The sequence below is a fragment of the Diaphorobacter caeni genome (assembly GCF_015354245.1).
Taxonomy (GTDB): domain Bacteria; phylum Pseudomonadota; class Gammaproteobacteria; order Burkholderiales; family Burkholderiaceae_C; genus Diaphorobacter_A; species Diaphorobacter_A caeni.
In genome coordinates this window covers 108874-120573 of sequence record NZ_JADKYZ010000010.1, presented here as the reverse complement: position 1 = coordinate 120573, position 11700 = coordinate 108874, and the positions used below count along the sequence as shown (strand labels likewise).

The 11700-nt window shown below is 64.7% G+C and carries 13 protein-coding genes; 6 read left to right on the top strand and 7 right to left on the bottom strand.

Going from position 1 to position 11700, the window contains the following annotated elements; genetic code table 11:
- Positions 1-34: 34 nt before the first annotated feature.
- The 5 genes from ISG32_RS22795 to radC form a co-directional block, all read right to left on the bottom strand.
- Positions 35-859 carry a DUF932 domain-containing protein gene (locus ISG32_RS22795; RefSeq protein ID WP_194773325.1) on the bottom strand — a complete coding sequence of 275 codons (825 nt, stop codon included), beginning with the start codon at positions 857-859 and terminating at the stop codon, positions 35-37.
- A gap of 857 nt (positions 860-1716) precedes the next feature.
- Positions 1717-1995 (bottom strand): hypothetical protein, encoded by a 279-nt coding sequence (locus tag ISG32_RS22790; RefSeq protein WP_194773324.1) that lies wholly within the window; start codon positions 1993-1995, stop codon positions 1717-1719.
- A 64-nt stretch (positions 1996-2059) separates the two neighbouring features.
- A complete protein-coding gene (locus ISG32_RS22785; protein ID WP_194773323.1) occupies positions 2060-2410 on the bottom strand; it encodes a DUF2958 domain-containing protein in 351 nt (116 codons plus the stop codon).
- A gap of 327 nt (positions 2411-2737) precedes the next feature.
- Entirely contained in the window at positions 2738-3127 is a 390-nt protein-coding gene (locus ISG32_RS22780) for an ATPase (RefSeq protein WP_194773322.1), read from the bottom strand.
- A gap of 281 nt (positions 3128-3408) precedes the next feature.
- Positions 3409-3918, bottom strand: coding sequence for a RadC family protein (radC, locus tag ISG32_RS22775; RefSeq protein WP_194773321.1), 510 nt, complete (start codon positions 3916-3918; stop codon positions 3409-3411).
- 486 nt (positions 3919-4404) lie between these two features.
- Here radC and ISG32_RS22770 point away from each other — a divergent pair, with 486 nt between their 5' ends.
- The 5 genes from ISG32_RS22770 (at position 4405) to ISG32_RS22750 (ending at position 9111) form a co-directional block, all read left to right on the top strand.
- Complete coding sequence (locus ISG32_RS22770; RefSeq protein ID WP_194773320.1) at positions 4405-4608, top strand: excisionase; 204 nt, start codon at positions 4405-4407, stop codon at positions 4606-4608.
- Between the two features lie 124 nt (positions 4609-4732).
- On the top strand, positions 4733-4963 hold the full coding sequence (locus tag ISG32_RS22765) for a helix-turn-helix transcriptional regulator (protein WP_194773319.1): 231 nt from the start codon (positions 4733-4735) through the stop codon (positions 4961-4963).
- 3 nt (positions 4964-4966) lie between these two features.
- A complete protein-coding gene (locus ISG32_RS22760) occupies positions 4967-6229 on the top strand; it encodes a tyrosine-type recombinase/integrase (RefSeq protein ID WP_194773318.1) in 1263 nt (420 codons plus the stop codon).
- A 5-nt stretch (positions 6230-6234) separates the two neighbouring features.
- Complete coding sequence (gene mutS / locus ISG32_RS22755) at positions 6235-8850, top strand: DNA mismatch repair protein MutS (protein WP_228530036.1); 2616 nt, start codon at positions 6235-6237, stop codon at positions 8848-8850.
- 27 nt (positions 8851-8877) lie between these two features.
- Positions 8878-9111 carry a hypothetical protein gene (locus ISG32_RS22750; protein WP_194773317.1) on the top strand — a complete coding sequence of 78 codons (234 nt, stop codon included), beginning with the start codon at positions 8878-8880 and terminating at the stop codon, positions 9109-9111.
- 27 nt (positions 9112-9138) lie between these two features.
- On the opposite strand, the gene ISG32_RS22745 is transcribed toward ISG32_RS22750, so the two are convergent.
- Positions 9139-9753 carry an ABC transporter ATP-binding protein gene (locus tag ISG32_RS22745; RefSeq protein WP_194773316.1) on the bottom strand — a complete coding sequence of 205 codons (615 nt, stop codon included), beginning with the start codon at positions 9751-9753 and terminating at the stop codon, positions 9139-9141.
- 80 nt (positions 9754-9833) lie between these two features.
- Here ISG32_RS22745 and ISG32_RS22740 point away from each other — a divergent pair, with 80 nt between their 5' ends.
- On the top strand, positions 9834-10208 hold the full coding sequence (locus ISG32_RS22740; RefSeq protein WP_194773315.1) for a hypothetical protein: 375 nt from the start codon (positions 9834-9836) through the stop codon (positions 10206-10208).
- 26 nt (positions 10209-10234) lie between these two features.
- On the opposite strand, the gene ISG32_RS22735 is transcribed toward ISG32_RS22740, so the two are convergent.
- On the bottom strand, positions 10235-11695 hold the full coding sequence (locus ISG32_RS22735) for an efflux transporter outer membrane subunit (protein WP_194773314.1): 1461 nt from the start codon (positions 11693-11695) through the stop codon (positions 10235-10237).
- Positions 11696-11700: the final 5 nt, after the last annotated feature.

The following is an 11700-nucleotide window of genomic DNA, read 5'->3' as shown; positions in this document are numbered from 1 at the left end:
AATGGAGGGGAACCGCCCCTCCGGCGGGGAACGGTCAAGCCTTCAACTGGCGCATACCATCGGCCAGCAGCCACAGGGCGCGGTTCAGGCGAATGTCGGAATCAATGCCTTGCACGGGGCGGGTTTGCTGCCTGCGGCCATTGGCGGAACGGCCATGCAGTCCGCCCTTGGTGAGGTTTTCTTGCGTGCGGTTGAACACGCTCCACAGGTCAGGGCGACGGTCTTCAAACCGGCGCGGCATCAGAATCTGGCTTTCGGTGATGGGCGCAGGCTTGTCGGGGTCGTCGTACTTGAGGGCCAGAGCAGCACGAGCGAACACTTCCGATTCGCCTTCGTCCAGGGTGACGGCGCGCATGGCATCGCGGGAATCGCGCACGCGCTCGAAGCCCTGCAGCACCTCGAAAGCGCCTTCGATCACCAATCCGGTCACATCGCCTTTGTGGGGCACGCGTACATCGGCAAAGGTGTCGCCACAGACAAGGCCATTTGCACACACAAATCTGAACTGACCTGCCATCATTTGATAGCTGCTGGTGCCGTCGTGCGAGTTCAGCAGGATGATTTCGTTGGCTTCCGCGCCATTGATCTGGCTGGCATGGCGCAGGCGCAGCAGGTGCTTGGTGAAGTCGCGCCGGTCTTCGCGGCGCACGCGGGTCTGGCACACCATGAAAGGCTGAAACCCCTCCTTGCGCAGTTCGGTCAGCACCTCCACCGTGGGGATATAGGCGTACCGCTCGGAACGGCTTTCGTGCGGAGCATCCGCGAAGATGGACGGGGCCACCCTCCGGATTTGGTCATCGGACAGCGGTGTGTCGCTGCGCAGCGCGGGGGAATGGTTTGCGAAACGGGATGCGAGCATGTCTTTCTCCTGGCTTGGCTGTTGAAGAAAACCGCACACCGGATTCCTAGATTCGGAGCCCAGCCTTTCGGCTGTTCGGTGCGGGTGGCACGAAGAACCCGCTTGGCCTCTTGGCCCCGGTTCTCACCGTCTTTCCTGAGTTCATCGCCCGCGACGAAAGGGAGCGCGCGGACGGGGGCCGTCAAGGAAACCAGCGCCAGGTTGGTGCGGCCCGCAGCGCAGCGAGGACACGGCCTGGCGCGCCTTGACGGCACCCGGCCGCGGGCTACAGTCGCGGACAAGGTGATGAAGTCAGGGAAGACGGCTGGACATGGAGCGGCCGCCTCGATGTGCCGACCGCACGGCAAGCGCAAGCGCGCAGGCCCGGATCTGGAAAGCCGGGCCGGAGGCGTCAGCCGACCGGAGGGAGGGAACGATGGAAGCCCGACAGGGGCGAAACCCCGCAGGGGGTTCGATGCGCAGCACGACAGCGCGCCCGGCCATCTCCCAGGGGGCCGGGACGCCCATATGACTTCCACGAAATCCCCGTAGACCATGGCCTTTCATGGCATTGGCACAATCAAGCCACCCATGGACATACGAGAACTGCAAGACGAGGATTTGCTCGCTCACGCCCGCGAGTGGAGACAACGCGCACTGCGAGGCGAGAAAGATGCACGCGGCCTCGCGCACGAACTGGAGTGCGAAGTGCGCCGGCGTTTCCCCCGTACCGACATACCCCACCCACTGGCGCCAGTACACCGCCTTGGCTCCATGCTGGAAGCTACCCAGCGCCGCAGAAAGCTCTGGTGAACGCCCGCAGGGCGTTCACCGAAAGCAAGCGCAGCGCGCAGCGCCCCGCCAGGGGCGCGTAGGCGTCAGGCCGAGTCGTCGGGACGCAAGCTGGCTTCCGCCACCGGCATCCACGGCGCGGACGAGTCCAGGTAGTAGCGCCTGCCGCGCGCATACAGCCCCGACGGTTCGGTGGGCTTGTAGAACCCGGTGACGCGGCGGCGGAACCACGCTCCGAACTCGTTGGTGTAGATCACCGCGTCGCCAATCGCAAAGCGCAGCGGCTGGCCGTTCTCCGGCGCGAACGGTTTGAGCGCATCATGCTGCGCGGTTATTTCGATGATGTAGTCGTGATGGCTGCTCATGGCCTCGATCTCCTGCAATGGTTGAGAACGCACAAGGAGCGCCTTGCGGCGCCCCAGGGCCAGGTCAGACAACGATCCGACTGGCCAGCCGCGCATCGCGCGCATAGCCGCTCAACCGCTTCTCAGCCCGGAAATACAGATCCCGCTCGACCGGCAAGCCCAGCCGCCCGCGCACGGTCGCCAGTTCATCTAGGCTCACATGCCCCAGCTCGGGCATCCCCAGGCCCAAATCGCACAGGCCGAAACAGAGGTCGCCATCCTCGGGGTCCATGGCGCCCAGCAGCCAGGTGGCGCCCGCATCGGGCGTGAACAGTTTGACCACCGGGGCCGGATCGAAGTCCGGGTTCTCCAAGGATTCGCGGCCATTGGCCAGCAGCAGCGCACGCTGCTCGTCGGTGATGAGGTCGTTGTTCATGCTGAACTCCTGAAAGTTGCCGGGCGGAATTGCCCAGCCCTTCCGGGTCACGGCGCAGCGCAAGCAGTCAAGGGTCGCAGACGGCCGCAGGCCGCCAGCGTGCAAGGCACGCGCCCGCCCTTTACAGCGAGCACGCCGTGGCACCATGAAGGGAACAGCAAGCCGCCCACCCCCCACCCGTCGCACACATCAGGCATTTGGTTTTTGTATTTTGTTTTTGGTAATTTGCATCAAGCGCAGCGCCGCAGGCACGGAGACACCCACACCCAGCGCAGCAGAAAAAAAAGCGCGCAGCCCTATCTGGCCGCGCGCTGGATGGATACGCGCTCAGTGCGCAGGCGCCACCATTGCCTCCAATTGCTCGATCACGCCCGGCTCCACGAACACGCAAGCCTGCTGGTCCGCGATCGGCGCATTGAACACCTGCGCGAACACCGCGCGCCGCAGGTGCGCCAGCCGCCCCGTGCGATACGCCTGCTCGGGCTTCATGCGCCCGCCGGCCTGCGCGCCGCTGCGCTGCGGGTCACATTCGACCAGCGCGACAAAGCCGTCATCGGCCATCTTCTGATGCTCGGGACACAGGCCCCAGCCCGTCTTCGTATGGTGCTCCATGCTCGCGCGCAGGCGGCGATCCAGCAGAAGATTGCCCGTGTCGAAGGCCGCGCCGCAGACCAGGCAAACGTGTTGTTCAAGGGAAACGTGAGATTTGTCGCTCATGATGGACTCCGGTTACTCGGGCGGAATTGCCCGGAACCGTCGCCCTCACGGCGCAGCGCAGCAGTCAAGGGTCAAGGACGGCCGCCAGGCCGCAAGCGCCATCGGCGCGCCGCCCTTGCACGGCGAGCACGCCGTGATACGGTGAAGGGGACAGCAAGCCGCCCCCCCCACACACACCTCCACACACCCCGGTATTTGCGGCAAGTGCGAAGCACGCGCAGGCCCGCAAGGGCAGGAGCTGCACCATCAGGCGCAGCAAAAAGGGGGCGAAGCCCCCGAGGTCAGAGCAGGCCGCTTTCGGCGAATGACGTGGTGCAGTTGCCCGCGACGATGACGTGATCGACCACCCGCACGTCCACCAGATTCAGCGCTGCCTTGAGCTGCTGGGTCATGCTCCGGTCGGCCGCGCTCGGCTCGGGGTTGCCACTCGGATGGCAGTGCGAGACGATGACCGCCGCCGCATTGAGCCGCAGCGCCTCCTTGACCACCTCGCGCGGATGCACCGATGCACAGTTGATGGTGCCCCGGAACATCTCGACGTACTCGATCAGACTCAATTGCGAGTCGAGGAACAGGACGGCAAACACCTCGTGCTCGAAGCCAGCCAGCTTGGCGCGCAGATACTCCTTGACCGTCGCCGGCGAACTGAACGACGCACCGCGCTGCAGCTTGTGGTCGATGGCCTGGCGCGCGGCCTCCAGAATCTGGTCGGTGGTCGCCAGCAGGTAGCGGCCCTGTGCGTCACGCACCATCAGCGAGGCATCGAACGAGGAAAAGGACAGTTGCGACATAGTCGTGCTCCGGTTGCTCGGGCGGAATTGCCCGGAACCGTGGGAAACACGGCGCAGCGCAAGCAGTCAAAGATCGAAGACGGCCCAGGCCGCAAGCGTGCTCGCACGCGCAGTCATTGACGGCGCGAACGCCGTGATACGGTGAAAGGGACAGCAAGACCGCCCACCCCCCGCCCGCCGCACACCCGGTATTGGGTATTGCGGCAAGCGCAGCGCGCAGGCCCGCCAGGGCCGGAGGCGTCAGCCGACCGAAGGGAGGGGACGATGGAAGCCCGAACGGGGCGAGACGCCGCAGGTGGCTCGATGCGCAAGCACGACAGCGCGACGGCGGAACGCCGGGACGCCATTTCGATACCTCACAGCGCCCTCCTACGCCCACGCACGCCCACGCAGGTTTTCCATTCACCCTTCAACTCAGACACTTAGCTCCAGGCACGGCCACCGGACTTTGAGGCGCCGAGGGCCGCGACATGAGCGGAGGTCAACATGGGCAATCAGAGCCAGTGGGTACTCATCAAGCGCTTCGCCGAAGTCACCGGCTACAGCGAAAACGCCGTGCGGCACAAGATTAAGGGCGGCATCTGGATCGAGGGCCGCATCTGGCGCAAGGCCCCGGACGGGCGCATCTTCGTAAACCTGGGCGAATTCGAGCGCTGGGTCGAAAGCGATGCCCTCGCCCACGCCTTCTAGCCCCTGCAGCTTGGCCGCAATGGCGGCAATGCAAAAAGGTTTTCGTGCGCTCATTGAGCGTATAATGCACCCGCGTAGTTCCCTCCCGACCGCTACCGCAGATCGGGCTTTCGCTCGCGGCGCCATGAACGCACCAAAACCTCACAACCCCACACCCGACGCCATCCGCAAAGCCCGCCTCACCGTGGGGCTCACGCAGACCGAAGCCGCCCTGACGGTGCGTGCCTCGCTGCGTGGATGGCAACAGTGGGAGGCCGGCGATCGAGCCATGCCACCCGGCCTGTTTGAGCTGTTCATGCTCAAAACAGGCCAATGGCACCTCGATGGCATCACCGAAAGGCAACCTGTGAGGTAAGAGATGGCAAAAACGGCAGCAACCAATACGGGGTATCCCGGCGTCGAAGCACGCGGCAACTCGATCCGCGTGTTCTTCATGTTCAAGCGCGCACGACACACGCACACGTTGCGGCTGGAACCGACGCGCAACAACATCAAGCACGCAGTCAAGCTGCGCAGCGCGGCACTATTCGCACTGCACAACGGCACCTACAACGAGGCCGAATTCTTCCCGCACGCCCGCTCGGCTGCGAGCATGGCACCCGGCAAGCGCGTGAGCGATCTGTGCGAGCGCTACAAGCCACTCAAGGCAGTGGACATCACGCCCGAAACCCAGGACCGCTATGAAACGGCCCTCGACATCTGTGTCGCCACGCTGGGAGGCAACCGCATGGTCGATTCCCTGCTCCCTGAGGACATTCAGAAACTGCGCGTAGACCTGATCGCCACGCGCGCCGTCTCCACGGTGAATCACTATCTGGCAACGTTCTCCGGGTTCCTCTACTGGTGCGAGAACAACCAATACTGCGCCGACCTGGGCAAGCATTGCGTACGCTTCACCAAGAGCATCAAGGACCCGGACCCACTGAGCTACGAGGAATACCTGGCGCTCATTGATAAGGGGTGCCTGCACCCCATCGACAAGGCCGCCGTGACGGTGGCCGTCTATACCGGGCTGCGGCCGGGCGAACTGTGCGCCCTGGCCGTGGAAGATGTGGCCCCAGACTTCAGCCGGATCACGGTGCGCCGCTCGATCACGCAATCCGTGGCGTTCAAGGTGCCCAAGACCAAGAAGGAGCGCACCGTGCTGTTGCAGCCGCCGGCGCGCGAGGCCATGAAGGTGCTGGTCGCCGACGCCGAAAGCCGCAAGGCAGAAGACCTGACCGTATGGCTCAACCGCCATGAATCGCGCATCGACCATGTGCGCGTACTGTTGTCGCCGAAGACGCAGGCCCGCAAGAAAGTCGTCAACGACTACTTCGTGCCCAGCGCCTGGAACACCAAATGGGCCAACCTGATCCGGCGCGCAGAGATCCGTGCGCGGCCGGCCTACCAAACCCGCCACACCTTCGCCTGCTGGAATCTGACGGCCCGGGGCAACCTGGCCTTCATCGCCAACCAGATGGGGCACAAGGACTATTCGATGCTGGTGACCGTCTATGGCCGCTGGATAGACACGGAGTCCTCGAAAGAGCTTGAGCGCATCTGGGAGGGCATGCAAAACATGGCCCGGATTACACCAAAATTACACCAAGAGGCTGCTGAAGAATCAGTAAGCCGTTGATTTAAATGACAAAATTAGATAACGCCACGCATACTCCGATGATGGCGCAGTATTTGGCGCTGAAAGCGGGGCATCCCGACACGCTGCTGTTCTATCGCATGGGTGACTTCTACGAGCTGTTCTACGCCGATGCCGAGAAGGCGGCGCGTCTGCTGGACATCACGCTCACGCAGCGCGGGCAATCGGCTGGCGAGCCGGTCACCATGGCGGGTGTGCCGTTTCACGCGCTCGAGAACTATCTGGGACGCCTCATCAAGATGGGTGAGTCGGTCGCGATCGCCGAGCAGGTGGGCGAGGTCGGTGCGGCCAAGGGGCCGGTCGAGCGCAAGGTGGTGCGCGTGGTCACGCCAGGCACGCTGACCGATTCGGAACTGCTGTCGGACAAGAATGAGTCGGTGCTGCTGTCGGTGCACCAGGGCCCTCGCGCCAAGGCCGGCCTTGCGTGGCTGAGCGTCACGCAGGGCGTGGTGCATCTGGCCGAATGCACGCATGACGAGGTGGGCCCATGGATCGCCCGCATCGCGCCGAGCGAAGTGATCTACAGCGCGGGCGTCACGCAGCGCTTTGAAGAGCAGCTGGTCGCGCTGCGCCACGGCGGCGTGCTGACCTGCCCTTTGAGCCTGCGTCCCGATTGGCAGTTCGACGGTGCACTCGGCGAGCGCAAGCTGCTCGAACACCTCGGCGCAGCCAGCCTGCAGGCATGGAATGCGGAAGGCCTGCAACAGGCCCACGCCGCAGCGGCCGCCTTGCTGACCTATGCGGAACATACGCAGGGCCGCGCCCTCACCCACGTGCACGGCGTTCGCGTGCAACGCAATGGCGAGCTCATCAACCTGCCCGCCACCACGCGCCGCAATCTGGAGCTGACCAAGACGCTGCGCGGCGAGGACGCGCCCACTCTGTTCTCCTTGCTCGACACCTGCATGACCGGCATGGGCAGCCGACTGCTCAAGACCTGGCTGCTCGAACCCAGCCGTGACCGCAGCGATGCACGCGGGCGACTGTCCGCCATCGGCGCGCTGCGCGGCGCGGGATCGGGCAACAACAGCCCATGGCAACTGCTGCGCGGCGAGCTCAAGGGCGTGTCCGACGTCGAGCGCATCACCGCGCGCATCGCGTTGCGCCAGGTGCGACCGCGCGAGCTCGTGGGCCTTTCCAAGACGCTGGAAAAGTCGCACCTGCTCTCGCAGTTTCCGCGCCCGCCCGAGCAGGTCTTGTCGCAGCTGTTCGATGACCTCGTGCCACCGGCCGACTGCACCCAGCTGCTGCGCGCGGCGATCATGGACGAGCCCGCAGCGCTGGTGCGCGACGGCGGCGTGATCGCCACGGGCTTCGATGCCGAGCTCGACGAACTGCGCGGCATCCAGAACAACTGTGACGACTTTCTGCTGCAGCTCGAAACCAGCGAAAAGGAACGCACCGGCATCCCGAATCTGCGCGTGCAGTTCAACAAGGTGCACGGCTTCTACATCGAGGTCACAACCAGCTATCTGGACCGCGTCCCCGAGAACTACCGCCGCCGCCAGACGCTCAAGAACGCCGAGCGATTCATCACGCCCGAACTCAAGACCTTCGAAGACAAGGCGCTGTCAGCACAGGAGCGGGGACTCGCGCGCGAAAAGTTTCTCTACGAACAGATCCTCGACCAGTTGCAGGCCCATGTGCCCGCGCTCACCCGGCTGGCCGCGGCGCTCGCCACGCTCGATGCGCTGTGCGCGCTGACCGAACGCTCGCTCACGCTGAACTGGTGCGCGCCGCAGTTCGTGCCCGAGCCCTGCATCGACATCGACGCGGGCCGCCATCCTGTGGTCGAGGCGCGGCTCGCCGAGACATCGTCCGGCGCGTTCATCCCGAACAACACGCGTCTGAACGCCAACACGCGCATGCAGATCATCACCGGCCCCAACATGGGCGGCAAGTCGACCTACATGCGCCAGGTGGCGCTGATCGTGCTGCTCGCCAGCATGGGCTCATACGTGCCCGCGACGGCCTGCCGCCTCGGCCCCATCGACGCGATCCACACGCGCATCGGCGCGGCCGACGACCTCGCCAACGCGCAGTCGACCTTCATGCTTGAAATGACGGAAGCCGCGCAGATCCTGCACAGCGCCACGCCGCACTCGCTGGTGCTGATGGACGAGATCGGCCGGGGCACCAGCACCTTTGACGGCCTCGCGCTCGCAAGCGGCATCGCCACGCATCTGCATGACCGGACCAAGGCATTCTCGCTGTTCGCGACGCACTACTTCGAACTCACCGAACTCTCCGCACGCCATGGCCATGCCGTCAACGTGCATGTGGGCGCAACAGAGTCCGGCAGCGACATCGTCTTCCTGCACGAAATCCAGCCCGGCCCCGCGAGCCGCAGCTACGGCATTCAGGTCGCCAAACTCGCGGGCGTTCCCGCCGGCGTGATCAACCATGCGCGCCACACGCTCGACGCCCTCGAAGCCCGCGCGGGCGAGGACGAAACCCAGGTCGACCTGTTCGCGCCGCCGCCCGAGCCGGAGCACGCCGCCGTCAGTCAGGTCGAGCAGGCCCTCGGCAACATCAACCCCGACGCCCTGAGCCCGCGCGAGGCATTGGATGCGCTGTACCAATTGAAAAAACTGCTCGCGTGATCGGATGTGCGCACATAACATGCGCACATGAACGACGCCGAAGACACCCTGCTGGACGTGCATGACCCCGCTGTTCCTCCCGCCATCCGAGCACGTGTGCTGGCGATGATGCAACCGGGCGATTCACTGTGGCGATGCCCGCGCCTGTCGGCTCCGAAAGGACTGCTTGGGATTGTGGGTGTCGGCCCACGCAGCGTCGTCATCGAATGGTGGCTCGAGAGCGCGGACGGGGAGTTGATCGAGGCGTTCTGGGAAACGTAAAAGCGTGTCCACAGCACCCATCGCGACTCATCCGAGCGTGAACACGTCGTCCCAGTCCACATGCTGCATGGCGTCCCAATGCGTGACGATCACGCAGCGCGCGTGTTGACGCAGCAAACCGAATTCGTTGAGCGTGGTCTCCACATATCGCATCGAACCTTTGTCGAGCGCTGCCAGTGGCTCGTCGATCAAGACAAGCGCAGCGCCGCTGGCCCACGCCGTGGCCATCCACAGCTTGCGCAGCGAACCCGTGGAGAGCGCCAGCAACGGCTTGTGCATGTGCTCGCTTAGCCCAAAGCCTGCTGCATGGCGGTCAAAATCAGCAGCACTCCAATGCGCGAACGGCTTCGCTCGCTGAGCGACCCAATCGCTGCATGTCATCTGCCGCTCCGCCTCGTTCAGCTCCGCGCGCGGATGCTGCCAGAACACATCCCGCGCATTGCCAAGCACTCGTCCCGCAATGGGGCGCACATCGCCCGCCAAAGTGCACAGCAAGGCGGTTTTTCCGACGCCCTCATCGCCTTGAATCAAATGCAGGCCGGCGCCCCATGCATGGTCCTGACAGACGAGTTCGGGGCCCGAGGGGAATCCAAAGTGCAGATCTTCGACTGCGATGATGGGCTTGGAATCTGCGTGCGACATGGATGTTTCCGTCTCTCTGTGCTGTGGTTCGATGTTCCGGCGACAATGCGGCTCCGATTCTCCATCACGCGGACCGCAACGTGCCACAAGTTCTTGACTATCTGATTTTTGACTACAGCGAAGATGAGGACGGCAACGGCACCTGGGACGCCATGGCGAGCGCGCCCGCCGCGCGCCGTGACGCGTTGCTCGCCGAAGTGCAGGCCGTGCTGCGATGGGCGCATCGCACCTTTCCCCAGCGCTGTGGCGCACTGGAGGAAGGCAACGACTGGGATGTCGATCTGAGCGCACAGGATGATTCGGGAGCGCCCATCGCTGCGCGATTCGACGAGGCCACCAAATCCCTGCAAATGGCAGAAGCGGCTTCCGGCCACACCACCATCACACTCACGCTGACGGGCAATGCCGCGTTTGCCGATGCCTTGCGCGAGCAGTTCGATCTGGAAGGCGACTGATCCCCATGCGCCCGACCACCATCGCGTCAGCGCGCGTCCCAGCTCCCGGCGACGTTCTTGAGCAAGGTGTTCACCGCCACCAAACGGCGATTGCGCAGGTCGATCAGGCTGCGCTCGGCGCTGAGCACCGTCGTCTGCGCTGACAGCACATTCAAGTAGGCGACGATGCCTGCCTTGTATTGGTTGTTGGCCACGGTCAGCGACTTGCGCGCAGCGGCGGCCGCTTCCGCCTGCACCGTCAGCTCACGCGCGAGCGCGTCGGCGACGACGAGGTTGTCCTCCACTTCCTGCAACGCGGTGATCACCGTCTGGCGATAGGTGGCCGATGTCAGATCGAGCTGTGCGCGCGCCGATTCGACCGCCGCGCTGCGCGCTCCGCCATCGAACAGCGACAAGGCCAGCGCCGGCCCCAGCGACCAGAAAAGATTCGGAGCGCTGAGCAGATTGGAGAGCTCGGACGCGCGATACCCGGTACTCGCCGACAGGGTCAGTGACGGGAAATACGCCGCGCGTGCCACGCCGATCTGGGCATTCGCCGCCGCCACGCTGCGCTCGGCGGCAGCGATGTCAGGACGCCTCTCCAGCAATTGCGAGGCCAGAACGGAAGGCACGGCAGGGGGCGCGGGCAGCTCTGCAGTCTCCGGCAGACTGAAGTTGGCAGGCGCCTTGCCAAGCAACGCGGCCAGTGCATGCTCGTATTGCGCGCGCGTGGATTCGGATTCGATGAGCTGCGCCTCGGTGCTCTTGTATTGCGACTCGGCCTGCGCTACGTCGGCCGAGGATGCAACTCCGGATTGGTAGCGATTCTTCGTCAGCTGCCAGCTTTGCTCGTAAGCCTCCAGTGTCTGCCTGAGCAGGCGTTGCGAAGCCTCGGCTGCGCGCAACGAGAAATAGGTCTGCGCCACCGAAGCTTCAAGCGACAGCCGCGCCGCCGCGAGGTCGTATTCACTGGCCTGTGCACTCGCTTCGCTGGCGCTCACCTGCCCCGCCACGCGCCCCCAGAGGTCCAGCTCCCAGCTCGCATTCAGTCCCAGCGAGTAGCTGTTGGCGATGGTGCCGCTGCGCGCCACGGTCTCGCCCGTAGTCGAATCCGTGTAGTTGCCACCCGCCGATTTCGAACGCGTTCCGCTGCCGCTCGTGCCCAAGGTCGGAAACAGCGACGAGCGGCTGCTCGCGACCGATGCCTTGGCCGAGCGCACGCGCGCCGCCGCCTGCGCGAGCGTCTGGCTTCCCGCCTGTGCGTCATCCTGCAACTGGTTGAGCGTGGCATCGCCGTAGAGCGTCCACCAGTGCTTCGGCACGGCGGTCACAGCGCCCTCCGCCCCAGTGCGGGCGGGCTGCCACAGGCCGGACTCCGCGCTCAGCCTCGCCGCCTCTTTGAACTGATCGGGCACGTCGAGCGACGGGCGCTGGTAGGGTTCCTGAGTGGAACAGGCCGCAAGCAGCAAAGCGGCACTCAGCAGGCTCCATGCAAACGGTCTGGTCATTCTTT

Bases quoted from the DNA above. Each gene is read 5' to 3' on its own strand.
- ISG32_RS22785 (WP_194773323.1), bottom strand. From the start codon at position 2,410: ATGAACAACGACCTCATCACCGACGAGCAGCGTGCGCTGCTGCTGGCC.
- ISG32_RS22760 (WP_194773318.1), top strand. From the start codon at position 4,967: ATGGCAAAAACGGCAGCAACCAATACGGGGTATCCCGGCGTCGAAGCA.
- mutS (WP_228530036.1), top strand. From the start codon at position 6,235: ATGACAAAATTAGATAACGCCACGCATACTCCGATGATGGCGCAGTAT.
- radC (WP_194773321.1), bottom strand. From the start codon at position 3,918: ATGTCGCAACTGTCCTTTTCCTCGTTCGATGCCTCGCTGATGGTGCGT.
- ISG32_RS22790 (WP_194773324.1), bottom strand. From the start codon at position 1,995: ATGAGCAGCCATCACGACTACATCATCGAAATAACCGCGCAGCATGAT.
- ISG32_RS22780 (WP_194773322.1), bottom strand. From the start codon at position 3,127: ATGAGCGACAAATCTCACGTTTCCCTTGAACAACACGTTTGCCTGGTC.
- ISG32_RS22735 (WP_194773314.1), bottom strand. From the start codon at position 11,695: ATGACCAGACCGTTTGCATGGAGCCTGCTGAGTGCCGCTTTGCTGCTT.
- ISG32_RS22770 (WP_194773320.1), top strand. From the start codon at position 4,405: ATGGGCAATCAGAGCCAGTGGGTACTCATCAAGCGCTTCGCCGAAGTC.
- ISG32_RS22795 (WP_194773325.1), bottom strand. From the start codon at position 859: ATGCTCGCATCCCGTTTCGCAAACCATTCCCCCGCGCTGCGCAGCGAC.
- ISG32_RS22750 (WP_194773317.1), top strand. From the start codon at position 8,878: ATGAACGACGCCGAAGACACCCTGCTGGACGTGCATGACCCCGCTGTT.
- ISG32_RS22745 (WP_194773316.1), bottom strand. From the start codon at position 9,753: ATGTCGCACGCAGATTCCAAGCCCATCATCGCAGTCGAAGATCTGCAC.
- ISG32_RS22765 (WP_194773319.1), top strand. From the start codon at position 4,733: ATGAACGCACCAAAACCTCACAACCCCACACCCGACGCCATCCGCAAA.